Origin of the sequence: Pseudonocardia sediminis (genome assembly GCF_004217185.1) — a bacterium.
GTDB classification, from domain to species: Bacteria; Actinomycetota; Actinomycetes; order Mycobacteriales; family Pseudonocardiaceae; genus Pseudonocardia; species Pseudonocardia sediminis.
In genome coordinates this window covers 3231531-3257627 of record NZ_SHKL01000001.1, presented here as the reverse complement: position 1 = coordinate 3257627, position 26097 = coordinate 3231531, and the positions used below count along the sequence as shown (strand labels likewise).

The 26097-nt window shown below is 73.9% G+C and carries 22 protein-coding genes; 5 read left to right on the top strand and 17 right to left on the bottom strand.

The genetic code is table 11. The annotated features are described in order from the left end of the window. Nucleotides 1-11: 11 nt before the first annotated feature. A complete protein-coding gene (gene aspS, locus EV383_RS15105) occupies nt 12-1877 on the bottom strand; it encodes an aspartate--tRNA ligase (protein WP_130290505.1) in 1866 nt (621 codons plus the stop codon). Between the two features lie 113 nt (nt 1878-1990). Further along, entirely contained in the window at nt 1991-4186 is a 2196-nt protein-coding gene (locus EV383_RS31690) for an intein-containing Rv2578c family radical SAM protein (RefSeq protein ID WP_278044872.1), read from the bottom strand. Nucleotides 4187-4193: 7 nt separating this feature from the next. On the opposite strand from EV383_RS31690, the gene EV383_RS15095 reads away from it, so the two are divergent. Both EV383_RS15095 and EV383_RS32900 read left to right on the top strand, forming a co-directional pair. Beyond that, nucleotides 4194-4721 carry a gluconokinase gene (locus tag EV383_RS15095; protein WP_207223533.1) on the top strand — a complete coding sequence of 176 codons (528 nt, stop codon included), beginning with the start codon at nt 4194-4196 and terminating at the stop codon, nt 4719-4721. A 96-nt stretch (nt 4722-4817) separates the two neighbouring features. After that, a complete protein-coding gene (locus EV383_RS32900; RefSeq protein ID WP_341273730.1) occupies nt 4818-6821 on the top strand; it encodes a YibE/F family protein in 2004 nt (667 codons plus the stop codon). Between the two features lie 58 nt (nt 6822-6879). Here EV383_RS32900 and EV383_RS15085 read toward each other — a convergent pair whose 3' ends face one another. From EV383_RS15085 to EV383_RS15075, 3 genes are read right to left on the bottom strand one after another with little or no spacing between them, the layout of a single operon-like run. Continuing rightward, a complete protein-coding gene (locus EV383_RS15085) occupies nt 6880-7518 on the bottom strand; it encodes a class I SAM-dependent methyltransferase (protein ID WP_130290504.1) in 639 nt (212 codons plus the stop codon). Nucleotides 7519-7542: 24 nt separating this feature from the next. After that, a complete protein-coding gene (gene hisS / locus EV383_RS15080) occupies nt 7543-8814 on the bottom strand; it encodes a histidine--tRNA ligase (RefSeq protein ID WP_130294466.1) in 1272 nt (423 codons plus the stop codon). A gap of 41 nt (nt 8815-8855) precedes the next feature. After that, nucleotides 8856-9539, bottom strand: a complete 684-nt coding sequence (locus EV383_RS15075) for an MBL fold metallo-hydrolase (RefSeq protein WP_130290503.1) — start codon at nt 9537-9539, stop codon at nt 8856-8858. A gap of 159 nt (nt 9540-9698) precedes the next feature. Here EV383_RS15075 and EV383_RS15070 point away from each other — a divergent pair, with 159 nt between their 5' ends. Next, nucleotides 9699-10544 carry a peptidylprolyl isomerase gene (locus EV383_RS15070; protein ID WP_130290502.1) on the top strand — a complete coding sequence of 282 codons (846 nt, stop codon included), beginning with the start codon at nt 9699-9701 and terminating at the stop codon, nt 10542-10544. A gap of 87 nt (nt 10545-10631) precedes the next feature. Here the strand turns inward: EV383_RS15070 and EV383_RS15065 are convergent, their stop codons facing one another. The 8 genes from EV383_RS15065 to ruvC form a co-directional block, all read right to left on the bottom strand. Then, nucleotides 10632-12962, bottom strand: a complete 2331-nt coding sequence (locus EV383_RS15065; protein ID WP_130290501.1) for a RelA/SpoT family protein — start codon at nt 12960-12962, stop codon at nt 10632-10634. 163 nt (nt 12963-13125) lie between these two features. After that, nucleotides 13126-13641: an adenine phosphoribosyltransferase gene (locus EV383_RS15060; RefSeq protein ID WP_207223809.1), complete on the bottom strand. Its 516-nt coding sequence runs from the start codon at nt 13639-13641 to the stop codon at nt 13126-13128. A gap of 53 nt (nt 13642-13694) precedes the next feature. Continuing rightward, nucleotides 13695-14933 carry a protein translocase subunit SecF gene (gene secF / locus EV383_RS15055; RefSeq protein WP_130290500.1) on the bottom strand — a complete coding sequence of 413 codons (1239 nt, stop codon included), beginning with the start codon at nt 14931-14933 and terminating at the stop codon, nt 13695-13697. Beyond that, nucleotides 14930-16684, bottom strand: a complete 1755-nt coding sequence (gene secD, locus EV383_RS15050) for a protein translocase subunit SecD (protein ID WP_130290499.1) — start codon at nt 16682-16684, stop codon at nt 14930-14932. Before secD ends, secF begins: the two co-directional genes overlap by 4 nt. 146 nt (nt 16685-16830) lie before the next feature. Then, on the bottom strand, nt 16831-17229 hold the full coding sequence (gene yajC / locus EV383_RS15045; RefSeq protein ID WP_242623112.1) for a preprotein translocase subunit YajC: 399 nt from the start codon (nt 17227-17229) through the stop codon (nt 16831-16833). Nucleotides 17230-17342: 113 nt separating this feature from the next. Beyond that, complete coding sequence (gene ruvB, locus EV383_RS15040; RefSeq protein ID WP_130294457.1) at nt 17343-18401, bottom strand: Holliday junction branch migration DNA helicase RuvB; 1059 nt, start codon at nt 18399-18401, stop codon at nt 17343-17345. 46 nt (nt 18402-18447) lie between these two features. Then, nucleotides 18448-19053, bottom strand: a complete 606-nt coding sequence (gene ruvA / locus EV383_RS15035) for a Holliday junction branch migration protein RuvA (RefSeq protein ID WP_130290498.1) — start codon at nt 19051-19053, stop codon at nt 18448-18450. Continuing rightward, nucleotides 19050-19718: a crossover junction endodeoxyribonuclease RuvC gene (gene ruvC, locus EV383_RS15030; protein ID WP_130290497.1), complete on the bottom strand. Its 669-nt coding sequence runs from the start codon at nt 19716-19718 to the stop codon at nt 19050-19052. Before ruvC ends, ruvA begins: the two co-directional genes overlap by 4 nt. Nucleotides 19719-19958: 240 nt before the next feature. Here ruvC and EV383_RS15025 point away from each other — a divergent pair, with 240 nt between their 5' ends. Further along, nucleotides 19959-21068 carry an alpha/beta hydrolase gene (locus EV383_RS15025; protein ID WP_130290496.1) on the top strand — a complete coding sequence of 370 codons (1110 nt, stop codon included), beginning with the start codon at nt 19959-19961 and terminating at the stop codon, nt 21066-21068. A 9-nt stretch (nt 21069-21077) separates the two neighbouring features. Here the strand turns inward: EV383_RS15025 and EV383_RS15020 are convergent, their stop codons facing one another. After that, nucleotides 21078-21629: a TetR/AcrR family transcriptional regulator gene (locus EV383_RS15020; RefSeq protein WP_130290495.1), complete on the bottom strand. Its 552-nt coding sequence runs from the start codon at nt 21627-21629 to the stop codon at nt 21078-21080. Between the two features lie 73 nt (nt 21630-21702). On the opposite strand from EV383_RS15020, the gene EV383_RS15015 reads away from it, so the two are divergent. Beyond that, entirely contained in the window at nt 21703-22674 is a 972-nt protein-coding gene (locus EV383_RS15015; RefSeq protein WP_130290494.1) for an amidohydrolase family protein, read from the top strand. 4 nt (nt 22675-22678) lie between these two features. On the opposite strand, the gene EV383_RS15010 is transcribed toward EV383_RS15015, so the two are convergent. Genes EV383_RS15010 through EV383_RS15000 form a run of 3 tightly spaced genes read right to left on the bottom strand, consistent with a single transcriptional unit; the run spans nt 22679 to nt 25877 of the window. Next, nucleotides 22679-24091 carry an amidase gene (locus tag EV383_RS15010; protein WP_242623111.1) on the bottom strand — a complete coding sequence of 471 codons (1413 nt, stop codon included), beginning with the start codon at nt 24089-24091 and terminating at the stop codon, nt 22679-22681. After that, nucleotides 24088-25617 (bottom strand): sodium:solute symporter family protein, encoded by a 1530-nt coding sequence (locus EV383_RS15005; RefSeq protein WP_130290493.1) that lies wholly within the window; start codon nt 25615-25617, stop codon nt 24088-24090. Before EV383_RS15005 ends, EV383_RS15010 begins: the two co-directional genes overlap by 4 nt. Next, entirely contained in the window at nt 25614-25877 is a 264-nt protein-coding gene (locus tag EV383_RS15000) for a DUF3311 domain-containing protein (RefSeq protein ID WP_130290492.1), read from the bottom strand. Before EV383_RS15000 ends, EV383_RS15005 begins: the two co-directional genes overlap by 4 nt. Nucleotides 25878-26097: the final 220 nt, after the last annotated feature.

Below are 26097 nucleotides of genomic sequence, written 5' to 3'. Positions count from 1 at the left end.
GGCGGAGAAGGTCAGCTCGCCGGCGTCGGCGGGGTGGCCCCGGACGCCGCCGGCGCCGGGCGCTCGACGCCCGCGGAACCGCCCGGTCCGGCCGCCGCCCCGCCGGGAGCGGGGGCCGCCGGCTTCGCGTCGACGCCGGCCTCCTTGCGCTGCTGCGCGGTGATCGCGGCCGGTGCCGCCGTCAGCGGGTCGTAGCCGCCGCCGGTCTTCGGGAACGCGATGACCTCGCGGATGGAGTCCATCCTCGCCAGCAGCGCCACGATCCGGTCCCAGCCGAACGCGATCCCGCCGTGCGGCGGCGCGCCGTAGGCGAACGCGTCGAGCAGGAAGCCGAACTTCTCCTTTGCCTCGGCCTCGGTCAGCCCCATGATTTCGAAGACGCGCTTCTGCACGTCGGCCGAGTGGATACGGATGGAGCCCCCGCCGATCTCGTTGCCGTTGCAGACGATGTCGTAGGCGTAGGCCAGTGCGTTGCCCGGGTCGGACTCGAACGTGTCGATCCACTCCGGGGTAGGCGAGGTGAACGCGTGGTGCAGCGCGGTCCAGGCGCCCGCACCGACCGCGACGTCGTCGGTGTCGGCGGCGGACTCGAACAGCGGCGCGTCGACGATCCAGACGAACGACCAGGCGTTCTCGTCGACGGCACCGATCCGGCGGGCGATCTCGCCGCGCGCAGCACCGAGGAGGGCGCGGGCCTCGGTGGCCTTCCCGGCGGCGAAGAAGATGCAGTCGCCGGGGTTCGCCCCGACGGCGGCGGCGAGACCGGAGCGCTCGTCCTCGGAGAGGTTCTTGACGACGGGGCCGCGCTCGTCGACCGAGCCGTCCTCGCCGATCAGCACGTAGGCCAGGCCGCGGGCGCCGCGCTGCTTGGCCCACTCCTGCCAGGCGTCGAGGGTCTTGCGTGGCTGCGACGCCCCGCCCGGCATGACGACGGCGCCGACGTAGGGGTTCTGGAACACCCGGAACCCGGTGCCCTCGAAGTACGACGTGAGCTCCGTGAGCTCGATGTCGAAGCGCAGGTCGGGCTTGTCCGAGCCGTAGCGGCTCATCGCCTCGGCGTAGCTCATCCGCCGGACCGGGGTCGGGACCTCGTAGCCGATCAGGCTCCAGATCGCGACCAGCACCTTCTCGGCGAGGGCGATCACGTCGTCCTGCTCGACGAAGCTCATCTCGATGTCGAGCTGGGTGAACTCGGGCTGGCGGTCGGCCCGGAAGTCCTCGTCGCGGTAGCAGCGCGCGATCTGGTAGTACCGCTCCAGGCCGCCGACCATCAGCAGCTGCTTGAACAGCTGCGGGCTCTGCGGCAGGGCGTACCAGTTGCCCGGGCGCAGGCGCGCCGGGACCAGGAAGTCGCGGGCGCCCTCGGGGGTGGACCGGGTCAGGGTCGGTGTCTCGACCTCGATGAAGTCCTCGCCGGCCAGCACGTCGCGGGCCGCCTTGTTGACGTCGCTGCGCAGCTTCATCGCCGCGGCCGGGCCGGGACGGCGCAGGTCCAGGTAGCGGTGGGTCAGCCGGATCTCCTCGCCGACGCCGGCGTACTCGTCGACCGGGAACGGCAGCGGGGCCGACTCCGAGAGCACGGTCAGCTCGGTGGCGGTGACCTCGATCGACCCGGTGGCCAGCTCGGTGTTCTCGTTGCCGTCGGGACGCAGGGTGACCTCGCCGACGACCTGGACACAGAACTCGGCGCGCAGACGGTGCGCACGCTCGGCCATCTCGCCCTCGCGGAACACGACCTGGGCGGAACCGGAGCGGTCGCGGAGGTCGATGAAGATCACGCCGCCGTGGTCACGGCGGCGGGCCACCCATCCGGCGAGGGTCACGGTCTGGCCGGCGTGCTCGGCACGCAGGGTGCCGACGGGGTGGGTACGCATCACGACGGGAAAGGCTATCCGCACGCCCCCGGGGACCGGCCAGCAGGTTTCCTCCCCGCCGATCCACGCCGTGGCCTCCGCCGCCCGCGCCGTGCTCCCCGCCGGTCCGCCGGGAGTCAGAGCAGACTCAGCTGCCCCTCCCTCGGGTCGGACGGCGCCTGCGTCGACCCGCCCCGGGTGCGCGGCGTCGGGAACGGCCGGTCCAGGCCGTGGCGGGTGAGCAGCGGCGCCACCCGACGTGCCAGGGCCTTCCGGTAGTCGGCGTCGACGTAGGCACCGCGCCGGTAGAGGCGCTCGTAGCGGGGCACCAGCGCCGCGTACTGCCGGGCCAGCCAGCCCATGAACCACTCCTTCGTGCCCGGCCGCAGGTGCAGGGCCATCACCGACGCGCCGCTCGCCCCGGCGGCGGCGATCTCGGCGAGCAACGCGTCCAGGGCCTCGTCGGAGTCGGTGAGCAGCGGCAGCACCGGCGCGACCATCACCCCGCACGCCAGCCCGGCGTCGGCGATCCGCCGGACCAGGTCCAGGCGCGCCGACGGCGTCGGCGTCCCCGGCTCCAGATGGGCCTGCAGCGCGCGGTCGACCAGCGCGATCGACACGCCCATCCCGACCGGCACATCGGTCGCCGCGGCGGCGATGTCGGGCAGGTCGCGGGCCAGGACGGTCCCCTTGCTCAGCAGCGAGAACGGCGTCCCGGAGCGGCCGAGCGCCCGGATCACCCCGGGCATCAACCGGTAGCGGCCCTCCGCGCGCTGGTAGGGGTCGGTGTTCGTACCCATCGCCACCGGCTCGCGGCGCCACCGCGGCGCGGACAGCTCGCGTTCGAGCACCCGGGCGACGTTCACCTTGACCACGATCTGGGAGTCGAAGTCCGTGCCCGCGTCGAGGTCGAGGTAGGTGTGGGTGTTGCGGGCGAAGCAGTTGTGGCTGATCACCCCGGCGGCCACGAAGTCACCGGTACCGGTGGTGATGTCGAACATCGGGATCTCGACGCCGAGGTCGCGGACCGACTCCACCCGCGGTGACCCGCCGGGCGGCTCCCCCACCGGTGCGCCGCGCACGTCCCGCACGCGTCCGACGGCCGGGTCCACGGCGGCGATCAGCCGCAGGTGCTCCGCCGCACCACCGAGAAGGCGCAGCCGCACGGCGTCGCGCACGGTCGAGGGCTCGGCCGCCACCCGGAAGCCGAGACGTCCCAGCGCCTCCACCGTGGCCCGGGCCATCTCCTCGCCCGCCACGACGAGGCGCAGCCCGCCCTCGGCGACCTCACCGCACGCGTCGAGCACGCCCGCGACGAACCCGGCCGACCAGCCGGGCCCGGGCTCCGGCGGCCACGCCACCGACCGCGCGACCGGCGCGGGCAGGGCCGGGTGCAGGTCGGACCGCGACGGGTCCGTGTGCGCCGGATCCGCGCCCGCCGGCTCGGCCGCACCGGGCCGGACCGCGACCGCCCGGCCGGTCCCCGCCCCGACCACCTCGCGGTGCCGTCCGGTCCGCGGCACCGCAGCCGTGTCCGCCCCGGCCTCCGGCAACCCGGCGAGCAGGTGGTGGGCCCGGGCGAGCGCCTCGAGCTCGACCCACTCCGACGGGAACGGCTCGGCCGTCGCCCGGGTCCGCGCCGCGTCCGCCCGTACCAGCCCGCACAGGTACCCGGAGCCGTAGTCCACCGAGCCCCGCGGCGACGGCGGCACCGGCCCGGGCCCGCGCAGCACCGTCCCGGCCCGCAGGTGCGGACGCCGCCCGCTGCGGCACCAGCCCGGGGTGACGTGCCGCCAGCCGTCGTCGGCCAGGAAACGGTGCTCCTCGCTGGTGACGACCGCCGTCCCGTCGGTGAGCGCCACCCGGTGCGCGCGGCGGCGGGTCGACCAGTGCGCCAGGACGGTGGTCCGCACGTAGCGGCGCCGCCCGCCGGGCCCGTCCGGCTCGGTCCCGAGCACCTCGTCGCCCACCCGCAGCTCGGCGATCTGCCGGGACCCGCCGTCGGCCAGACGCACCGGTGTGTCCCCGCTCAGGCAGTAGACGCAGGCGTGGGTGCAGCCCCGGTACGGGTTCACCGTCCAGCTGAACGGCACCTGCGACGTCCCGGGGACCCGGTTCAGCGCCGAGCGTGCCTCGACCTCGTGGAACACCGTCCCGGCGAACTCCGGCGTCCGCACCGAGCGCAGCAGCCCCTGCAGCCCGGGCAACGCCGCGTCGTCGCCGATACCCTCGTCCCGCACCTGCTGTCCGCTCCACCGCACACGCTCATTCGAACATCGGTTCGAACGACGGCGCAAGCCGGATGCGCCGAACGGGCGGGCATCGGGAAGCATGGTGACCATGACCGCGACGACGACACTGATCGTGATGGGCGTGTCCGGGGTCGGTAAGACGACCGTCGCGACCGCGCTGGCCGACCGCACCGGCTGGCCCTACACCGAGGGCGACGACCTGCACCCCGAGGCCAACCGGGCCAAGATGGCCGCCGGTCACCCCCTCGACGACGACGACCGGTGGCCCTGGCTGCAGAAGATCGCCGACTGGATCGGCGAGCAGGAGCGGGCCGGTCGCAGCACGGTGATCACCTGCTCGGCGCTGCGCCGCCGCTACCGCGACCTGCTGCGCGACGGTCACCCGTCGGTGCACTTCGTGCACCTGGCCGCCGACGAACAGGTGCTGCGGGATCGTGTGCAGAGCCGGCACCACGAGTACATGCCGGCCACCCTGCTGGACTCCCAGCTCGCGGACCTGGAGCCGCCCGCCGACGACGAGCCGGCGATCACCGTGGACGCGAGCGCGCCCGTCGAGGAGATCGTGACCGCCGTCCTCGACGAGACCGATCCCGCGCGGACGGTCGACACGACGTGAGCGGCGGGCGGCCCTCGCGGATCGTCCGGGGGAATCCCCCGGCACGTCCGAGTGACGGCGCGCACCATGCGTTCACGGTCTTGGCAGGATGCGCTCGTGCAGTCGCATGAGCCACCCGGGGCCGACGACCGGGCCGAGCGTCCGGACTCCCCCTCGCGGGAGGGAACGCCGGGGCACGCGCGGCACCGCCGCCGTCGCACCGACCCGCCCACGCCGGGCGGCGGCATGCCCTTCATCCGGCAGGAGCCGCTCCCGCGCACCGTCGGCGAGTACGTGTCGCGCCAGGGCGGGCGCCCGATGGGCTCGGGCCGCTACCGCGCCGTCACCGTGACGCCGCCGTCCGGATCGCGACCCGCCGACATCGCCGGTCCTCCGCCCGAGGTCGAGCCGGGCGCCGCGCGGCAGCAGCCGGAGATCCGGCAGCCGGACACCCACCGGCCGGGCGAGCAGGACTCCGGGGCGCACCCGGCCCGGCCCGTCCCCCGGCCGCGTCCACGACCGCGCCCGGAGCCGGCGGCCGAGGAGCCGCTCGATCCCCGGGACACCGGCCGGCGGACTCCGGAGGCCCCGGCGGCCCACCCCCGGGACACGGGCGAACGGCCGCCGACGCCCGGTCCGGCGCCCCGCGCGGGCCTCGACGCCCCGCCCGACCACCGCGTCGATCCCGAGTATCGCGCGCGGCGCCGGTCCCGCGCCCGGGCACCGGAGCCCGACCCGTTCAGCATCGCGAACCCCCCGCCGGTCGAGGAGCCGCGACGCCGCTCCCCCATCGGACGGCGCCCGAAGACCGTCTCCGACGCCGCCCGCGAACGGGGACTCGGTGCACCGGAGGTCGCCGCCGGTCCGGTCCGCCACCCCGCCACCGGCCCGCAGACCGTCGTCCCCGCCGCCGGACACGGGCACGGTCACGGGCACGGCCCCGCCGCCCCGGCCGGACGGCGGGTGCGGATCCTGCTCGCCGCGCTGCTGATCCCGTGCGCCCTCGCCACCGCGGTCGGGGTGTTCCTGCTCTGGCCCGGCGCCGCGCCCACCCCGTCGGTGCCCCCGCAGCAGACGGTGAACGCCCAGGTCACGGCGACCCAGGCCGCCGACTGCACGCCCGGCTCCGGCAGCGGCGGGTGCACCGGCGTCACGGTGGCGATGACCGACGGCCCGCGCGCCGGGCGCGACCTGGTCCAGCTCGTGCCGGCCGAGCCGTCGACGCCGCGGTTCGCCGTCGGCGACGAGGTGGTGCTGGCCTACTCCGGCGGCGACGCCGACGACCCGGGCTCCTACCAGATCACCGATTTCCAGCGCGGCTCCTCGCTGCTGTGGCTGGCCGGGGCGTTCGCGGTGGCCGTGCTGCTGCTCGGGCGCTGGCGCGGGCTGGCGGCGCTGGTCGCGCTCGGGCTCAGCTTCGTGATCCTGGCGCTGTTCGTCCTGCCCTCGATCCTGGGTGGCAACAACCCGCTGGCCGTCGCCGTCACCGGGGCCTGCCTGATCATGTTCGTGGTGCTGTACCTGTCGCACGGGTTCTCCGCGCGGACGTCGTGCGCGGTGCTGGGCACGCTCGTCTCCCTCGCGCTGATCGGCGTGCTCGGGTCGCTGTTCTCCGCCGCCACCCGGTTGACCGGCCTCGACGACACGACGGCCAACCTGATCGGCACGCTGGGCAACGTCCCGATCGACGCCCGCGGGCTGGTCCTCGCCGGGCTGGTGATCGGTGCGCTGGGTGTGCTCGACGACGTGACGGTCACCCAGGCCAGCGCGGTCTGGGAGCTGCGCGACGCGAACCCGTCGATGGGCCCGGGGGGGCTGTTCGCCGCCGGGATGCGGATCGGGCGCGACCACGTCTCGTCGGCGGTGAACACCCTCGTCCTGGCCTACGCCGGCGCCGCGCTGCCGCTGATGCTGCTGTTCACGGTGTCCTCGGCCGGGGTGGGACAGATCCTGACCAGCCAGGACGTCGCCACCGAGATCGTCCGCACGCTGGTCGGCAGCATCGGCCTGGTCGCCTCCGTCCCGGTGACGACCGGACTCGCCGCCCTGGTCGCGGCCCGCAACCGGCCGTCGGCCGCCCCGTCGTCACCCGAGGACGGGTCCGCCTACACCACCTGGTGATCGGCGGTCCGGTACCGATCGGCGCCACCGACGGCGCGCATCGGTACCGGACCGCCGATCATGGACGGCGCCGGGCCAGCAGGGAGGCCTCGCCGTCGCGCTCGAGGTGGTCGACGACGTCGAGGCCACCGAACGCGGCGAGCAACTCCCCGGGCCCGGCCCGGAACCGCCCACCGGAGTCGCCGACCTCGCTGAGCACGGTCACGACCAGCAGCCCACCGGGCCGCAGCGCCGCGGCCAGCACCGGGTACAGCGACGGCTCCCGGAAGCGCTGGCAGACGACCAGGTCGTATCCCGGTCCACCGTCCTCCGTGCCGGGCCTGCCGTCCTCCGTGCCGGGCACGCCACCGGCGTGGGGCCGGCGCGTCGCGTCGGGCACGTCGGCGACGAGCGGTTCGGTGGGCAGACCGTCGTCGAGATCGGCACGGATCCACCGGACCCGGTCGGCCACCCCGTGCCGCCCGGCCAGCTCCGCCCCGCCCTCCAGACCGGCCGTGGAGACGTCCACGGCGTCGACGGTGAACCCGCGCAGCGCCAGCCACACCGAGACCGCCCCACGCCCGCACGCGACGTCCAGAGCCCGCCCGGGCGCCCGGAGCAGGTGCTCACGCCCGAGCACGGCGGCCGGAGGCATCGGCTCCCCCATGGAGACGACGGCGTGACGGGAGTCCCAGAGCTCCCGGTCCGACCCCGCCATCAGTACCTCGCCATCAGAAGGCCCTCACGCCTGCAGGGACGCGATGACCTCGTCGACCGCCCCGTCCAGACCGACCGCGCGCTGCTCACCGGAGAGAAGGTCCTTGAGCCCGACCGTGCCCGACTCCAGGTCCCTCTCCCCCAGGACCAGCGCGAACCGCGCGCCGGAGCGGTCCGCGGTCTTCATCGCGCCCTTGAGCCCGCGCCCGCCGTAGGACAGGTCCACCCGGACGCCACGGGCCCGCAGCGCGGCCGCGATCACGACGAGCCGGCGTCGTGCGGTGTCGCCCAGCGGCACCCCGAACACCTCGACCCGTGCCGTCGACCAGGGCGTGAGACCCTCCGCGGCGCAGGCCATGACCGTCCGGTCGACGCCGATGCCGAACCCGACGCCGGAGAGCTCCGGCCCGCCGAGGGTGGCCATCAGCCCGTCGTAGCGCCCGCCGCCGCCGATCCCGGACTGCGCGCCGAGGCCGTCGTGCACGAACTCGAACGTCGTTTTCGTGTAGTAGTCCAGCCCGCGCACCATCCGGGGGTTCGGCGTGTAGGCCACCCCCAGGTCGTCCAGGTGCTCCAGGACGGCCCGGTGGTGCTCGGCGGAGGCCTCGGAGAGGTAGTCGATCAGCAGTGGCGCGTCGGCCATCGCGGCGCGGACCTCGGGGCGCTTGTCGTCGAGCACCCGGAGCGGGTTGATCGCCGCGCGCTCGCGGGTGGCCTCGTCCAGGTCGAGCCCGGCCAGGAACTGCTGCAGCAGCTCCCGGTAGGCCGGACGGCACTCGGCGTCGCCCAGCGAGGTGATCTCCAGCCGGTAGCCGGTCAGGCCGAGGGCCTTGAAACCCTCGTCGGCGACGGCGATGACCTCGGCGTCCAGGGCCGGGTCGTCGGCGCCGATCGCCTCCACGCCGACCTGCTGCAGCTGCCGGTAGCGACCGGCCTGCGGGCGCTCGTAGCGGAAGAACGGCCCGGCGTAGCGCAGCTTGACCGGCAGCCCCTGCTTGTCCAGGTTGTGCTCGATCACCGACCGGACGACGCCGGCGGTGCCCTCGGGGCGCAGCGTCACCGAGCGGTCGCCGCGGTCGGCGAAGGTGTACATCTCCTTCGACACGACGTCGGTGGACTCGCCCACCCCGCGCGCGTAGAGCCCCGTCTCCTCGAAGACCGGCAGCTCGATGTGCCCGTACCCGGCGCGCTCGGCCGCCCCGGCCAGGGTGTCCCGAACGTGGGTGAACCCGGCCGACTCCGGGGGCAGGTACTCGGGGATGCCCTTCGGTGCGGCGAACGGGTCGGGCCTGCGCACCTTCCCGCCGTCGGGGTCGGGGCGCTGCTCGGTCGCGGCGCTCACTGCGCACGTCCTCTCGTGGGGGTGAGATCGGCCAGGAACGGGTTGTGCGCCCGCTCCGCGCCGATGGTGGTCGCAGGGCCGTGACCGGGCAACACGATTGTCGTGTCGTCCCTGCTCAGCAGCCGTGCGGCGATGCTGTCGAGCAGCGTGTCGTGGGATCCGCCGGGCAGGTCGGTGCGACCGACCGAGCCCTGGAACAGGGTGTCGCCGCCGAACACGACACCGGTGCCGTCCTCGGTCGTGGTGGTGAAGCAGACCGAGCCCGGCGTGTGGCCGGGGGTGTGCGCGACACCCAGCTCCAGACCGGCGAGCCGCAGGGTCGCGTCGTCGGCGATGTCGCGGACCTCGCCCGGCTCGGGCAGGCGCAGGTCACCGAACACGGCCCGGGACTGCTCGGACATGCCGAGCATCGGCTCGGTGAGCCACGCCCGGTCGTCCGGATGGATCCACACCGGCACGCCGTGGGCGTCGGCGACCTCGGCCGCGCAGTAGGTGTGGTCGAGGTGGCCGTGGGTCAGCAGCACCGCGGCCGGGGTCAGGGAGTGCTCGGCGAGCAGCACGTCGAGGTCGGCCACGGCGTCCTGCCCCGGGTCGACGACCACGCACGCCCCGCCCGCGGCGGGCGCGAGCACGAAGCAGTTGGTCCGGAACGACCCGGCCGGGAACCCAGCGACAAGCACCCCACCAGCCTAGATCCCGCCCCCGACGGTCCCTCCGCCCCGGGTGCGACGCCGACGGTCCGCGGCGCCGCTCATCGTCGTCTCAGGATCACTCGATACCCTCGCCGTCAACCCCGGTGATCCCCAGCCACCGGAACGGCGGAAAGGTGTGCACGAGACGTGGCGACGAACGAGATGCGCCGGGAGGCGGCCAAGCGCAAGCTGGCCAACCAGCAGGCCCACCGCGCCGAACGGGCCCGCAAGCGCAAACGGACCGCGACGATCGCCTCGATCGCGACGGTCGTCGTCGTGGTGGTCGCCGTCATCGCGGTCTTCGCCCTGACCGGCAACGGTTCCTCGACCGACACCGAGGCCGCCGCCCCGCCGCCCGCGAACGGCCCGGACACCTCCGGCCTGCCGGTGGCCCCGCTGCCGACCCGCCCGACGGCCCTGCCCGCCTCGGTGAACTGCACCTACACCCCCGGTGAGCAGGCCGCCAAGCCCGTGAACCCGCCCGCGAACGGGCCCGTGTCCACCCAGGGCCAGGTCCCGGCCACGCTGGACACCAGCGCCGGTGCGGTCGGCCTGACCCTGAACCGCGCGCTCGCGCCGTGTGCGGTGAACAGCTTCGTCAGCCTCGTCAAGCAGGGCTACCTCAACGACACCCCGTGCCACCGCCTGACCACCGGCGAGGGCCTGCAGGTGCTGCAGTGCGGCGACCCGACTGGCATCGGCACCGGCGGCCCGGGCTACAAGTTCGACGACGAGGTGTTCGAGGGCCTCAAGTACGGCCGCGGGATGCTGGCGATGGCCAACTCCGGCCCGAACACGAACGGCAGCCAGTTCTTCATGATCTTCGGAGACGCCCAGCTGCCGCCGAACTACTCGGTGTTCGGCTCGATCGACGCTGGTGGCCTCGCCACCCTGGACAAGATCGCCAAGGCCGGCGACGACAGCGTCAACGGCCCCGGCGACGGCAAGCCGAATGTCCCGGTGACGATCCGGTCGGCCACCGTGCAGGCCTGAGCCGCCGATCCGCACCCCTGCCGTGCGTCCGCACCCCCTGCACGGGGTGCGGACCGCCGGTGGGGGTGCGGATCGCTGCGGGTCCGGTCAGGCGGCGCTGGTGACCCGGTAGACGTCGTAGACGCCCTCGATGTTGCGCACCGCGGCGAGCAGGTGGCCCAGGTGCTTCGGGTCGCCCATCTCGAACGAGAACCGGGACACCGCGACCCGGTCGCGTGAGGTCGTGGTCGACGCCGAGAGGATGTTGACCCGCTCGTCGGCGAGCACCTTGGTGACGTCGGAGAGAAGGCGGTGCCGGTCCAGCGCCTCGACCTGGATCGCGACCAGGAACACCGACTCCGGCGACACCGACCAGGCCACGTCGACGAGGCGTTCGCTGCGCGACTGCAGGTCACCGGCGTTCGTGCAGTCCGTGCGGTGCACGCTGATGCCACCGCCGCGGGTGACGAAGCCGAGGATCTCGTCGCCGGGCACGGGCGTGCAGCAGCGGGCGAGCTTGATGTAGAGGTCGCCGAGGGTGGCCCCGTCCTCGCCCTGGACGACGACGCCGGCGTTCCCGGCCGGGCGGCGCTGGCGGACCGTCGACGGGGTGGCCCGCTCGGCGAGCTCCTCCTCCGCGTCCTCCTCGCCGCCGAACCAGGCGACCAGGCGCTGCACGACGTGCTGGGCGCTGGCCTGGTGCTCCCCGACCGCGGCGTAGAGCGCGGAGACGTCGGGGTAGTGCAGCTCGCGGGCCAGGGCGGACATGGCGTCGCCGGAGATCAGGCGCTGCAGCGGCATCCCGGTGCGGCGCGCCTCCCGGGTGATCGACTCCTTGCCCTCCTCGACGGCCTCCTCGCGGCGCTCCTTGGCGAACCACTGCTTGATCTTGGCCTTGGCCCGCGGCGACTGGGCGATCTGCAGCCAGTCCCGGCTGGGCCCGGCGTCCTCGGCTTTGGACGTGAAGATCTCGACGACGTCGCCGGACTCGAGCTTGCGTTCGAGCGCGACGAGCTTGCCGTTGACCCGGGAGCCGATGCAGCGGTGCCCGACCTCGGTGTGCACGGCGTAGGCCAGGTCGATCGGGGTGGCCCCGGTGGGCAGCGTGATCACGTCGCCCTTGGGCGTGAACACGAAGATCTCCCGCGCCGCGAGGTCGAAGCGCAGCGAGTCCAGGAAGTCGCCCGGGTCCGCGGCCTCGCGCTGCCAGTCGAGCAGCTGGCGCATCCACGCCATGTCCTCGACCTCAGGGTTCTTGCCGGCCGCGCCGCGGACCTCCTTGTAGCGCCAGTGCGCGGCGATGCCGTACTCGGCGGTGCGGTGCATCTCCTTGGTCCGGATCTGCACCTCCAGCGGCTTGCCGTCCGGGCCGATCACGGTCGTGTGCAACGACTGGTAGACGCCGAAGCGGGGCTGGGCGATGTAGTCCTTGAACCGGCCGGGCATCGGCTGCCACAGCGCGTGCACCATGCCGATCGCGGCGTAGCAGTCGCGCACCTCGTCGACCAGCACGCGGACGCCGACCAGATCGTGGATGTCGTCGAAGTCGCGGCCCTTGACGATCATCTTGCGGTAGATCGAGTAGTAGTGCTTCGGCCGTCCCTCGACGGTCGCGGAGATCCGCGCGGAGTCCAGCTGCAGCGTCACCTCGTCGATGACCTGGCGCAGGTAGGTGTCGCGCGACGGCGCCCGGTCGGCGACCAGGCGGACGATCTCCTGGTACTTCTTGGGCTGCAGGATCGCGAACGAGAGGTCCTCGAGCTCGAGCTTGACCGTCGCCATGCCGAGGCGGTGCGCCAGCGGGGCGAACACCTCGAGCGTCTCGCCGGCCTTCTTGGCCTGCTTCTCCGGGCGCAGGAACCGCATCGTGCGCATGTTGTGCAGGCGGTCGGAGAGCTTGATGACCAGCACCCGCGGGTCGCGGGCCATCGCGACGACCATCTTGCGGATCGTCTCGGCCTCGGCGGCGGTGCCGAACTCGACCTTGTCCAGCTTCGTGACGCCGTCGACCAGGTGCGCGACCTCGTCGCCGAACTCGGCACGCAGCCGTTCCAGGGAGTAGTCGGTGTCCTCGACGGTGTCGTGCAGCAGCGCCGCGACCAGCGTCGTGGTGTCCATCCCCAGCTCGGCGAGGATCGTGGCGACGCTGAGCGGGTGGGTGATGTAGGGGTCACCGGACTTGCGGCTCTGCCCCTCGTGCTTCTCCTCCGCGACGTCGTAGGCGCGCTGCAGGAGGATCAGGTCGGCCTTGGGGTGCAGGGCACGGTGGACCGCGGCGAGCGGCTCCAGCACCGGCTTGACGATCGCGACCCGCTGCGGCGTCATCCGCCGCGCGATCCGGGCCCGCACCCGCCGCGTGGCGGACGGGCGGGCGGGGCTGTCGTCGTCCGCGGCCGCCGACTCGGCCGCGGACGCGCCCGTCTGGTCGAGGTCCGTCACCGGACCGCCCGGCGCCGTGTCGTGGACGTCGCGGACGTCGGCTTCGGGATCGCCTGCATCTTGACCAGGGTAGACCCCCGCCCGCGCGGGGCCGAGTCGTGGCGGGCACCGTGTTCCGCTCGGCGCGCGGACGCGCGCCGCTCGACGGCGGCGCGCGCCCGCCTCAGCCGTTGAGCAGCGCGTCCACCCGCACGTCGCCCAGCTTCGACCGGCCGCCCAGCGCCGGCAGCTCGAGCAGCGCACCGAACCCGACGACCTCCGCGCCGACGTCGGTGAGCAGTGCGCACGCCGCGGCGGCCGTGCCGCCGGTGGCCAGCACGTCGTCGACGACGTAGACGCGGGTGCCGGGCGCGACGGTGTCCGCGGCCAGCTCCAGCGTCGCGGTGCCGTACTCCAGGTCGTAGGTGCGGGTCGCGGCGACGACGGGCAGCTTGCCGGCCTTGCGGACCGGCACCGTCCCGACGCCGGCGACCAGCGCGACCGCCCCGCCCAGCAGGAAGCCGCGGGCCTCGACGCCGACGACCAGATCGGCCTCGCCGGCGAGCGCGGCCAGCTCGGTGGCCACCACGGCGAACGCCTCGCCGTCGGCCAGGACCGGGGTGATGTCGCGGAACAGCACGCCGGGCGTCGGGTAGTCCGGCACGCTGCGGATCAGACCGGCGACCCGGTCCAGGTCGATGCCGGAGTCGAGGTCGCCGACCTCGACGGCGGGGCGGATGTCGGGCGCGGCCGTCACCGTCGCCGCCTCCCGCCGGTGGAGCGGCCGGCCTTGCCGGTCGGACGCGCCGGACGGGCACCCGGGCGCGGCGCGCTCGCCGGTGCCGCGGTGCGGCCCGCACCGGTGGTGGCGAGCTCGGCGGTCGCGGGCTCGGCGTCGTCCGGGTCGATCTCCCCGGCGCGGACGGCCGCGGCCCGGCGGCGGCGCGCCGCGACCCGCTCGGCCTGCTGGGTGAAGCGCTTGTCGCGCATCTTGATGTCCACCAGCAGCGGCGTGGCCAGGAACAGCGACGACACGACGCCGCAGATCATGCCGATCAGCTGCACCAGCGCGAGGTCGGCCAGCGTCCCGACGCCCAGCAGCCCGACGCCGATCACCAGCAGCCCCAGCACCGGCAGGATCGCGATCACCGAGGTGTTCAGCGACCGCATCAGGGTCTGGTTCAACGCGAGGTTCGCCGCCTCCGGGTAGGTGCGGCGGGTGAGCTTGAGCAGTCCCCTGGTGTTCTCCCGGACCTTGTCGAACACCACGACCGTGTCGTAGAGCGAGAAGCCCAGGATCGTCAGCAGGCCGATCACCGTCGACGGCGTGACCTCGAGCCCGATCAGCGAGTAGATGCCCGCCGTGACGACGATGTCGTGCACCAGCGCGACGAGTGCCGCCAGCGCCATCGCACGTTCGAAGTACAGCGCCAGGAACAGCGTGACCAGCACGATGAACACCAGCAGCGCGATCAGGGCCTGGGTGGTGATCTCCCCGCCCCAGGTGCCGCTGACCGCGGAGTCGCTGATCGCGGCCGCGTTCGGCTGCCCGTCCGCGCCGAGGGGCTGCAGCTGGGTGAACAGCGCCTCGCGCAGCGGCACGAGCTGCTGCGGTCCGAGCGACTCCGACCGGATCAGGATCGACGACGAGCCGCCCGCCCCGACCGACTGCACCGACACCGGCTCCATGCCGACCGACGAGGTGTAGATGTCGGTGACCTGCTGCTCGGTGATCTGCCCTCTCGCACCGGTGCCCGGGAGCTGGATCTGCGAGCCGCCGGTGAAGTCGATGCCCAGGTTGAAGCCGCGGATCGCGATGGACAGGATGCTGACCACGATCAGCACCGCGAACATCACGTACCAGATCTTCTTGCGCCCGACGACGTCGATGTTGCCGGTACCGGTGGTCAGACGCGTCCAGGCGCTCGTGCGCTCGGAGTCGCGCTGTCCCGCGCGGTCCCCCGACGCGTCGACCGTGGTGTCCGTGCTCATGCCCGCGCTCCCTTCACCGTGGTGGCGGCGGCGGTGGCCTGCCGGTGCCGGGCCCCGATCCTCGCGACCGCACCCAGCCCGGACAGCGACGGCTTGCCGAGCTTCTTCGACTTCGACACCAGGATCACCAGCGGGTGGGTCACCAGGAACACGACGACCAGGTCGAGCACGGTCGACATGCCGAGGGTGAACGCGAAACCGCGGACCTGGCCGACGGCCAGGATGTAGAGCACCGCGGCGGCCAGGAAGCTGACGGCGTCGGCGGTGAGGATCGTGCGCCGCGCGCGTTCCCAGCTGCGCGGCACCGAGGCCCGGAACGTTCTGCCCTCCCGCATCTCGTCCTTGAGCCGTTCGAAGAAGATCACGAACGAGTCGGCGGTGATACCGATGGCGATGATGAAGCCGGCGACGCCGGCGAGGTCGAGTGTGAACCCGATCCAGCGCCCGAGCAGGATCAGCACGGCGTAGACGACGACGCCGGACAGCACCAGGGACAGGATCGTCAGCACGCCCAGGAGCCGGTAGTAGAGCAGGCAGTAGACGAAGACGAGCGCCAGCCCGATCGCGCCGGCGATGAGCCCGGCCTCCAGCGACGCCAGCCCCAGGGTCGCCGACACGGTCTGCGCCTCACCGGAGTCGAACGACAGCGGCAGCGAGCCGTAGCGCAGCGTCCCGGCCAGCTCCTGGGCGCGCTCCTGGTTGAACTGCCCGGAGATCTCGGTCGGGCCGTAGATCGCCTGGTTGATCCGCGGGGCGGAGACAACGGCGCCGTCGAGGACGAAGGCCGTGGCCTTGCCGACGTTGGCGGCGGTGTACTGGCCCCAGGTCTCGGCGCCCTGCGGCTTGAACGTCAGGCTGATGACGTAGCCGGCGCCGTTGCTGCTTTGCTGCGCCTGCGCCGACTCGATCTGCGTGCCCTCGATGAAGGTGGGCCCGAGCAGGTACTTCTCGGTCCTGTCCTCGCTGCAGGCCACCAGCGGCTTGGCCGGGTCGTCGTAGCCCTGCAGCGGGTCCGGGGCGTTACAGTTCAGCGCGAGAGCGGCCTGCTGCTGCACGGCCGGGTCGTCGCTCTGCCGGGTCTGGCGCAGCTGCGCGACCTCCGCGGCCACGCGCGGGTCGGCCGGCGACGAGGTCCCGCCGGAACCGCCGTCGCCGCCGGGCGGCGGCGCCGGGTCCTGCAACGGGGCCGAGAACGACACCGGAGCGACGTCGCGGGACTGCGTCGTCCCGTCCGGGCCCATCGACTGCGGGGTCGGAGCGGGCGCCGGTGCCGCGGGGGCGGGCGCCTGGCCGGTCGTGCCCTGTCCCGCCTGCCCCGGCTGTGCGGGCTGACCCGGCTGTGTCGCCCCCTGGGCGGCGGAGTTCGCCGGGATCGGCCCGCCGATCACCTCGCGGAAACGCAGCTGCGCGGTCTGGCCGAGCGAACGCGCCTCGTCACCGCCGTCGCCGGGGACCGTGATCGTCAGGTTGCTGCCGTCGAGGACGACCTCGGCGCCGCTGACGCCCAGGCCGTTCACGCGCTGCTCGATGATCTGCTGCGCCTGGATCAGCTGGTCCCGCGGCGGGACACCGCCGTTCTCGGTACGCGCGGTGAGCGTCACGCGGGTGCCGCCCTGCAGGTCGATACCCAGCTTGGGCGAGATGTTCCCGCCACCGGTGAACAGCACCAGCGCGTAGAGGATCACGACGATCCCGACGAATGCCGTCAGATACCGCCAGGGGCTGATCTGCTGCCCCGGGGACGAAGCCACGTTCCTGCTCTCCAGATGGTCTCCGGCCGACCGGGGCCGGCCCGGCGACGGACCGGCCCGTCGGGCGGGCGTCCGTCGTCGGCGTGCGCTCTACCGGGACCGGCCCGTCTCGGCATCCGTGTCGGTGCCGCCGGACCGGGACCGGATCAGTGGATGATCGGCTTGTTGTCCGAGGGGGTGACCTTCGGCGACTCCGTCGAGGACGAGGTGGCCTCGTTCTCGATGCCGGGACCGGGGTCCTCCTCGACCGCGATGTCGCCGTGGCCGGCGTTCGGGTCGACCTTCTCGCGCACCGCGGCGCGCAGCCAGGTCGTCACGACACCGTCGGCGATCTCCAGGTCGACGGTGTCCTCGTACGAGTCATCGGTGATCGTCCCGCGGAGGCCGGACGTCGTGATGACGACGTCGCCGATCTCGAGCGCGGACTGCATCGCCTGCGTCTCCGCCATCTGCCGGCGCTGCTTACGGCCGTTGAGGAACAACGGGACGAACAGCAGCAGGATGATGAGGAAGGGCAGCAACGACATGATCGAGGTCTGTGGCATGTCTCCGGGATCTCCGTCTCTTGTCGAGGTCTGCGAGTGTGCCAGCCGGGACCGTGCGTCCATCGCGGGCCCCTCCCGGGCTACCGCCATTCGGACTACGGTGACGACACCGGTCAGAACAGCGCCGGCGATTGCGGACCGGCGGTTCCGTCGGCCGGCGGCGTGAGGCCGAGGTGGCTCCAGGCCGCCGCCGTCGCGACACGACCGCGCGGTGTGCGGGCCAGCATTCCGGCCCGCACCAGGTAGGGCTCGCAGACCTCCTCGACGGTACCGGCCTCCTCACCCACGGCGACGGCGAGCGTCGAGATTCCCACCGGACCGCCGCCGAAGCTGCGCACCAGGGCGCTGAGTACGGCGCGGTCGAGCCGGTCCAGGCCGAGCTCGTCGACGTCGTAGACGTCGAGCGCGTCCCGGGCGACGCCGCGGCGGATGACGCCGTCCGCGCGGACCTCGGCGAAGTCGCGGACCCGGCGCAGCAGGCGGTTCGCGATCCGCGGGGTGCCGCGGCAGCGGCCGGCGATCTCCTCGGCGCCGTCGGCGCGCAGGTCGATCTGCAGGATCTGCGCGGCGCGGCGCAGCACGAGCTCCAGCTCGTCGGGCTCGTAGAACTCCATGTGCGCGGTGAAGCCGAACCGGTCGCGCAGCGGGCCGGTCAGCGACCCGGCCCGCGTGGTGGCCCCGACCAGGGTGAACGGCGCGACGTCGAGCGGGATCGACGTCGCCCCGGGGCCCTTGCCGACGATCACGTCGACCCGGAAGTCCTCCATCGCGAGGTAGAGCATCTCCTCGGCCGGGCGGGCGATGCGGTGGATCTCGTCGATGAACAGGACGTCGCCGGGCACGAGGTTCGACAGCATCGCGGCCAGGTCCCCGGCGCGCTCCAGAGCCGGTCCCGAGGTCAGCCGCACCGAGACGCCCAGCTCCGCGGCGACGATCATCGCGAGGCTCGTCTTACCCAGCCCGGGCGGGCCGGAGAGCAGGATGTGGTCGGGCGGGTCGCCGCGGCGGCGCGCGCCCTCCAGGACCAGCTCGAGCTGCTCGCGGACCCGGGGCTGCCCGATGAACTCGGTGAGCACCCGCGGGCGCAGCGACACGTCGAGGTCGCGGTCGTCGGGGTGCGGCTCCGGGTCGACCTCGCGGAGCTCGTCGGCGTACGGGTCGTCGTGGACCACGTCCTCACCCCCGTTCACGGTGTCGCCCCTCGCACCCGCGAAGGGATCACCGCGAGCGTCCCAGGGACGACAGCGCCGCCCGCAGTAACCCCGCCGCGTCGGCGTCCGGCGTCGCGGCCAGCACGGCGTCGACGGCCTGCTCGGCCGGGCGGGCGGTGAAGCCGAGCCCGACCAGCGCCTCGACCACCTGATCGCGCTGCCCGAGCACCGGGGTGGGCGCCGACGTGACGCCGCCCGCGGCGACCGGGGACGGCGCGGTGATCTTGTCCCGCAGCTCCAGGACCAGGCGTTCGGCGCTCTTGCGGCCGACACCGGGGATCCGCGTGAGGACGGCCAGGTCGCCGTCGGCCAGTGCTCGGCGCAGCGTGTCCGGCTCCAGCACCGCGATCGTGGCCAGCGCGAGCCGGGGACCGATGCCCGACACCGTCTGCAGCAGCTGGAACAGCTCGCGCTCCTCGACGTCGGCGAACCCGAACAGGGTCAGCGACTCCTCGCGCACGATCAGCAGCGTCGCCAGGCGCGCCTCGTCGCCGCGGCGGAGCCCGGCGAGCGTGTTCGGGGTGGCGTACACGGCCAGGCCGACGCCGCCGACCTCGACCACCGCGTGGTCGAGCCCGATCTCCAGCACCGGGCCGCGGACCGAATGGATCACTTCTGACGTCCGTTCGTCGTACTCGTGGGACTCGTCGAACCGGGCGCCGCGTCACGAACGCCCGTTCGACCGCGGACGGTACCGCGGGGGTACGACACCCCCGGTCGCGACCGGGCGGCCTCGGCGAGCCGGGCCTTGTGGACCTTCGCCATCTCGTCGGCGCGCGCCTTGGCCTCGGCCATCCGGTCCAGCATCGGGGCCCGCCAGCAGTGGCAGATGGCCAGCGCGAGCGCGTCCGCGGCGTCCGCGGGGCGCGGGGCCTCGGCGAGCCCGAGCAGCCTCGTCACCATGGTGGTGACCTGCTCCTTGCCCGCCCGGCCCTCGCCGGTGACGGCGGCCTTGACCTCGCTGGGGGTGTGGAACGCGACCGGCAGCCCGGCCCGCGCCGCGACCAGCGCGACCACGCCGGACGCCTGCGCGGTGCCCATCACGGTGCGCACGTTGTGCTGGCTGAACACCCGCTCGATGGCGATCACGTCCGGCCGGTGACGCTCGACCCAACGACCGACCTCGTCGGCGACACCGAGCAGGCGACGTTCCAGCGGCATGTCCGGGGCGCTGCGGACGACACCGACGTCGACGCAGGCCACGGTGCGCCCGGGTCCGCCCTGGACGACCCCGATCCCGCACCGGGTCAGTCCCGGGTCGACACCGAGCACCCGCACCTGGACCCCCTCCGCCGAACAACGGTTCGAGCTTCGGAGGCTACCGGCCGCTCCGGCGCCGCCCGCCCGGGACGCGCCGGACCGCCCGGGTGACCCCGCCCGGGCAGGACGGGCGCGCCGCGCCCGTCACGTCGGGGGCCCCGCGTCGGGCGGACCCGGCCGGGCGGGACCGGGCCCGGCGCGCCGCCGCTCGCAAGGGGTGGTGAGCTGACCGTGTCGATCGAGATCCCGGGAGGACCTGTGACGGCCTGGCTGCTGCGGCTGGTGGGCGGGCTGTGGTGCGTCGGCCTGCTCGTCGTCCTGCTGGGGGCGTTCGTGCCGCGGCTGCCCGTCGTCGGGTTCCTGGGGTCGTTCGTGACCGGGCAGTACCCGGTGCACGCCGCGCTGGCCGCCGTCCTCGGCATCGGGATCGGGGCCGGCGCCTGGGCGACCGGGGCCCGCGGCACCGGCGTGGCGACGACCGTCGTGTCGGTGGCGACCGTCGTCGGGATGGTGGTCGTGCTGAGCAGCCTGGCCGCGACGGCGCGCGCCGAGTGGGTGCGACTGGACTGGGGCGCGGCCCTGACCACACCCGGGCAGCCGGACGGGCACCCGGACCTGACCGCGGAGTACACGCCGGGCCGGTCGCTCGACCTCTACCGGCCGTCCACGGCGGGGCCGCACCCGGTCGTCGTGTGGCTGCACGGCGGGAGCTGGGTGCGCGGGGAGCGGACGGACCGGACGGCGCTCAACCGCTGGCTCGCCGACCGCGGCCACGCCGTCGTCGCCGTGGAGTACCGGCTGCCGCCGCCGAACCCCGTGGGTGAGGACCAGCGCCGCGACGTGGCGTGCGCGGTCTCCTGGGTCCGGGCCAACGCCGCGGCGCAGGGCCTCGACGCGGGCCGGATCGTCCTGGCCGGGCAGTCGGCCGGGGCGACGCTGGCCCTGAACACGACCTCGGGACTCACCGACGGCTCGCTGCGCTGCCCGGGAGACCCCGCGCCGCTGCCGTCACCACGCGGGGTGGTGGCCTACTACCCCGCGTCGGACCTGCGCCTGATCGCCCCGGAGCTGCAGGACGCGCTGTTCGGCGGGCCGGGCGACGAGAATTCCGCCCTGCGCCGCGAGCTCTCCCCCGTCGACCACGTCCGCCCGGGGCTGCCGCCGACCCTGTTGCTGCTCGGCTCGGCCGACCACTTCGTGTTCGCCGACCGGGTGATCCGTTACGACCGGCAACTGCGCGACGCCGGCGTGCCGGGGCGTCTGCTCGTCATCCCCTACGCCGACCACGTCTTCGACCACCCGTTCGGCAGCCCCGGCGCCCAGATCACCCGTCCCGCCGTCGCGCGGTTCCTCGACGACCTGCCGTGACCTCCCGGGTCACCGCCGCTCGGGGCCGAGGGCGGCGGTCACCCACGGCCGGAGGACGTTCTCGACCTGGTCGTCCGAGATCTCGGCCAGCGCGTCCAGGGAGAGGAAATGGCGCGCGATCGTCAGCCCCAGGATGCTGCTGACGGTCAGCGCCGCCCGCAGCTCGGCGTCCTCACCGATCGCCGCCCGCGTCAGGTTGGCGACCCGCTCGTCGAGGAACGCCTTCATCGACGCGGCGGCCTCGGGCGCGGTGAGCATCGACCGCACCAGGGCGCGGGTCTCCGGCGGGAGCTCGCCGAGACGCACGTCGAGGACGTCGAAGAGGTGCTCGGCGACGTCGCCGTCACCCGCGTCGCCCTCGAGCCGGGTCGCGACCGCGAACAGGTCGTTCTTCGTGCCGTAGTGCTGGATGACCAGCGACGGGTCGACCCCGGCCCGCGCCGCGATCGCGCGCACGGTGGTGGCGTCGAGGCCGTGCTCGCCGAACTCGGCCTGGGCGGCGGAGAGGATCCGCTGGGCGGTCGCGGCACGCCGGGCGGCGCGGGACGTCGGTGGGCTCACGGCGTTTGACTCTACAGTCGTTGAGCGAGTAGTCCTAGGTCCCGCTCACCGGAACACGAGTCGGAGGAGTTCGATGAGGGTCGTCGCGATCGAGGAGCACTGGACCACCCCGGGGATCGACCGGGCGCTGCGTGCCGGCGGCCACGACGAGAGCGTCGTGCTGAACGACCGCGGCGACATCCCCGAACGCCTGCTCGACATCGGTGAGCAGCGGATACGGGTGATGGACGACGCCGGCGTCGACGTCCAGATCCTCTCCCTCGCCCCGCCCGGCACGCAGGGGCTCCCGGCCGCGGAGGCGGCCGCCCTGAGCCGGGACGCGAACGACCGCGCCGCCGAGGCCGTCGCCCGGTACCCGGACCGCCTGCGGGCGATGACGACGTTGCCGACGTCGGACCCGGACGCGGCGGTGGCCGAGCTTGCGCGGACCGCGGACGCGACCGGGCACGTCGGGATCATGTCCTACGGGCGCAGCGGCGACCGGCCGCTCGACGACCCCGCCCACGACGAGCTGCTCGGCGCCGCCGCCGCGCTGGGGCGGCCGGTGTTCCTGCACCCCCAGATCCCCTCGGACACGACCCGGGACGCGTCCTACCGCGGGTTCGACGCGACCGTCGAGCTCGCGCTCGCCACCTTCGGATGGGGGTGGCACCTCGAGGCGGGCACCGCGGCGCTGCGGCTGATCCTGCGCGGCACGTTCGACCGCCACCCGGACCTGCAGCTCGTCCTCGGCCACTGGGGCGAGATGCTGCTGTTCGCCCTCGACCGGGCCGACAGCCTGTCGAACGTCGCCGGCCACCTCGACCGCCGCGTCGCCGACTACTTCCGGACCAACATCCACATCGCGACCAGCGGGATGCTCGCCCCGCGCCTGCTGCGGCACGCCCTGGAGTACACGACCGCCGACCGGATCCTGTTCTCCGGCGACTACCCGTTCCACCGCGGCACCGCCGACGAGCTCACGGCCCTGCTGGAGACGCTGCCGGACCAGGACGACCGGGAGCGGATCGCGCACGCCAACGCCGAGACCCTCTACGGCCTGTAGCGGGCTACGGGGCCGGCCAGGGGCGCGGCGGCGGGGACAGCATCTCGTGCAGGCGGGCCAGGGTCAGGACGCCGACGTCGTCGAAGCGCGGGCCCACGATCTGCAGCCCGATCGGGAGGCCGTCGCCGGTCCAGCCGCAGTTCACCGACACGGCGGGCTGGCCGGACATGTTGAACGGCACGGTGAAGCCGATGTGCTCGAACGGGCGCTCGCCGTCGTCGGAGGGGAAGGCCTGCTCGACGCCGAACGCCGGGATCGGTGCGGTCGGGGTGAGCAGGTAGTCGATGCCCTCCCACAGCGTCGCCGCGGCGCGGGCCATCGCGTCCATCTGGCTGAAGCCGTGGAAGACCTGCTCCCCGGTCAGCTCCTGACCGGTGCGGGCCCAGCGCAGGATCTCCGGGAGGACCTTCGACGCCCGCGCCGGCGGCAACGCGGAGACCTCGGCCCAGGCGCGGGCCCGCCAGAAGCGGTCCAGGCCGTCGAGCATCTCACGGCGCAGGAGCGGGCCGACCGGCTCGACGTCCGCTCCGGCGTCGGCGAACCGGCGGGCAGCGGCGTTCACCGCGGACGAGATGTCCGGCTCGACGGCGAACCCGACACCGGAGTCGGCCATCACCCCGATCCGCACCCCCTCCAGCCGCGTCTCGTCCGCCCGGGCGACGGCGTCCCAGTCGAGGTCGGCGGGCGGCAACGACGTGTGGTCGCGCGCGTCGGGGGCGGAGACGACGCGCATCAGCACCGTCGCGTCGTCGACGGTCCTGGTCAGCGGCCCGATCGCACGCCCGTAGTAGGGCGGCACGACCGGGACCCGGCCGTGGCTGGGCTTGAACCCGACCAGCCCGCAGCAGTGCGCGGGCTGACGGACCGAGCCGCCGATGTCGGTGCCCAGGTGCAGCGGCCCGTACCCGGCCGCCGCGGCCGCACCGGCCCCGGACGACGAACCGCCCGGCGTGCGCCGGGGGTTCCACGGGTTCGTGGTGCGCGGGTGGAAGCTCGACACCGACGACCCGAGCATCCCGAGGTCGGGCATCGTCGTCTTCGTCGTGATCACCGCGCCGCCCTCGCGCAGCCGCGCCGCGGCCGGGGCGTCGCGGGGAGCGGGGACGAGCTCGGTGGCCGCGGTCCCCGACGGCACCGGGACGCCGCGGGTGGCGATGTTCTCCTTCAGCGTCACCGGGACCCCGTCGACGGGGCCGAGCGGCTCGCCGCGACGCCACCGCTCGGTCGCCTCCGCGGCCGCCGCGCGGGCACCGTCGGGGTCATGGGCGTAGGTCGCGAACAGCTTCGGCTCGCAGGCCGCGATCCGCGCCAGCACCGACTCGAGCGCCTCGGACGGGGACAGCGTCCCGGACCGGTAGGCCTCGACGAGCTGCGCCGCCGTCGCGTCCGACGGCTCACCTGCGATCTCGGACGTCACGTGCTCCACTCTCCACCCCCGGCCGGGCGCCCCGCCCGGCCGACCGCGCGGCCCACCGGGACCGCCTCCGGCTGCGCCAGCCGGCCCTCCGCGGTGTCGGCCGGTCGCAGCCGGGTGATCACGGTAACCACCAGCAGGTTCACCGCGAGCGCGACCACCCCGGCGTTGACGCCGCCGAGCGGGTCGTTCCCGCTCGCGACCAGGGCGACGTCCACGACCAGCCCGGCCCCGAGCCCGGCCAGCGCCGCCGACACCGGCATCCGCCGCCAGAACAGGGCCAGCAGCACCAGCGGCAGCAGCTGTGCCATCCCCTCGTAGGAGATCAGCGACAGGCGCACGAGGGCGTTCGGGAACAGGTAGGTCATCGCGAGCGCCACGACGCCGGCGGCGAGCGTGACGACCTGGGCCAGCCGTCGCCGGCGCACCTCCGCCGCACGCCCCGTCCCCCGGATCACCGGACCCCACATCGTGCCGATGACCAGCATGAACATCGCCATCGGCACGATCGCCGAGAGCGCACCGGCCGCGCCGACGAACCCGAGCGCCCACGGCGGCATCGCCTGGCGGACGAGCTCGAACATGGCCTGGTTGGAGTCACCGAGCCCCGGCACGACGAACAGCGCCGCCATCCCGAGCACCACCGGCACGAACAGCAGCACCTGGTAGAGCGGCAGAACCATCGCGTTGCGCCGCAGCACCTGTGGGCTCGCCGCGCCCAGGAACCCGGCGACCTGCGGCGGGAAGATGCAGAACACGACGGCGTTGAGCAGCACCGTGGAGGCGAACCAGCCCACGCCCAGCGTCGCGTCGTCCGGGCCGGGCAGCGTCAGCCAGGCCTCGCGCTGCTCCACCAGCCGTGTCATCAGCTCGCCGTAGCCGCCGAAGAAGTGCAGCGGCACGTAGACGAACACCGCGGCCAGCGTCACCAGCACCAGGACGTCCTTCAGCGCCGACACCCACGCGCTCCCGCGCAGCCCGGACAGCAGCACGAACGTCTCCGCGATTCCGAACGCGACGAGGTAGGACACCCCCAGCCCGATCGCGCCGTAGCCGACCGAGGCCACGACGACGCCCATCCCGGTGATCTGCAGCTGGATGTAGGGCAGCACCAGGATCGTCGCGACGACGGCGACGACCGTGTTCAGCCACGGCGCCCCGAACCGGTGTGCGGCGATGTCGGCGATCGAGTGCAGGCCGTGGCGCTGGGCGTAGGTCCACAGGATCGGCGCGACGACGTAGCTCACCGCCATCCCGATGCCGAGGTAGGCCACGACGTAGAGCGCGGAGATGCCGTTGTCGTAGGCCCAGCCGGCCGCGCCGAGGTAGCTGAACGTCGTGTACGTCTCCCCCGCCGTCAGCAGCAGCGTGAACAGGAAGCCGAGACTCCGCCCGCCCAGTGACCACTCGGCGAGGTCGTCGCCGCCGTTCCTCCCGCGACGTCCCCGCCCGGCCCGGATCCCGAGCAGGCAGGCCAGCACCATGAACGCGGCCAGGATGCCCAGCGACACCGCCGCGTCGCCGGTCATCGGAGGTCCTCCGGCACGTCCGGCCGATCGGCCCCACCGCCCCCGGGCTCAGGGGCGTTTCCCGTGGCAGCCGGCCCGGCCCCGCCGGAGCGCCACACCGGGTCACCACGAGCGGCCAGCCACACCGCGAGCGGCGTCAGCAGTGTCGCGCCGAACAGCCACACCGCCAGGAACGGCAGCCCGAACACCAGCGGCTCCACCCGGTTGACCAGCGGCAACGCACCCACGTAGAGCACCGGCACCACCAGCAGCCAGGCCAACGACCCCCGACCCCGAAACACACCCACCCCCGTCCGTCCGGCGGGAGCCTCCCCCACCGCGCCGCCTCCCGCCACAGCGAGCGGCACTCTCGTCGCATCCTTTCCGACGACGGGGCCGCCGGTCCGACCGGTGCCGGCGCCCCTGACCGTGCACACCTCCGGACAGGCCCAGCGAGCGGCACTCTCGTCGGAACCTTTCCGACGACGGGACCGCTCGTCC

What these genes read in the sequence shown, in the direction of transcription:
- yajC (WP_242623112.1), bottom strand. Translation starts at nt 17,229, where the DNA reads ATGCCACAGACCTCGATCATGTCGTTGCTGCCCTTCCTCATCATCCTG.
- EV383_RS15015 (WP_130290494.1), top strand. Translation starts at nt 21,703, where the DNA reads ATGAGGGTCGTCGCGATCGAGGAGCACTGGACCACCCCGGGGATCGAC.
- secF (WP_130290500.1), bottom strand. Translation starts at nt 14,933, where the DNA reads ATGAGCACGGACACCACGGTCGACGCGTCGGGGGACCGCGCGGGACAG.
- EV383_RS15005 (WP_130290493.1), bottom strand. Translation starts at nt 25,617, where the DNA reads ATGACCGGCGACGCGGCGGTGTCGCTGGGCATCCTGGCCGCGTTCATG.
- EV383_RS15085 (WP_130290504.1), bottom strand. Translation starts at nt 7,518, where the DNA reads ATGGCGGGGTCGGACCGGGAGCTCTGGGACTCCCGTCACGCCGTCGTC.
- EV383_RS31690 (WP_278044872.1), bottom strand. Translation starts at nt 4,186, where the DNA reads ATGCTTCCCGATGCCCGCCCGTTCGGCGCATCCGGCTTGCGCCGTCGT.
- EV383_RS15095 (WP_207223533.1), top strand. Translation starts at nt 4,194, where the DNA reads ATGACCGCGACGACGACACTGATCGTGATGGGCGTGTCCGGGGTCGGT.